General features: G+C 42.9%; 1 protein-coding gene. It reads left to right on the top strand.

Features of this window, described 5'->3' with window-relative positions:
• Positions 1 to 75 precede the first annotated feature (75 nt).
• The coding region (locus MWU82_RS24135) for a carboxypeptidase-like regulatory domain-containing protein (RefSeq protein ID WP_247098318.1) at positions 76 to 476 on the top strand (401 nt) is incomplete at its 3' end.

Below are 476 nucleotides of genomic sequence, written 5' to 3'. Positions count from 1 at the left end.
CCCAAACCCTGTTTGACCGACAAGTTTGGAAGGCCGTAACTAAATAAAACTAAGTTTCATCTAATCTTCAAAATTATGAAAAATAATCTTGAGTACAGGAGCGTTATACGCTTATGTTTACTATATATTTGCTTTTTAGTTCCCCCACCATACTTTGCCCATTTCCCCCATGGGCATTGTTCTAAAACCTTTTCCAACCTAACTATTCAGCAACAGTACCAGATTTCGGGTACTGTTACCGATAATTACGGCCCCATGCCAGGGGTACATGTACTTATAAAAGGTACCAAAACGGGTACCTTTACCAACCCCCAAGGGGAGTACTTTCTTTTGGTAAATAATAATGATATCCTTGTCTTTTCCTATCTGGGCTACCACAGTAGGGAACTGCCCGTACTGGGCCGTACCACAATGGACGTAGAGATGAAGTCCGAGGTCACCGAGCTTCAAGAGGTGGAGGTCAATGCCGGTTACTA

The sequence above is a fragment of the Arenibacter sp. S6351L genome, from assembly GCF_023016025.1.
Lineage (GTDB): Bacteria > Bacteroidota > Bacteroidia > Flavobacteriales > Flavobacteriaceae > Arenibacter > Arenibacter algicola_B.
Note: the sequence above shows the minus strand (reverse complement) of the source record. Positions and strands in the feature narration are given on the sequence as shown.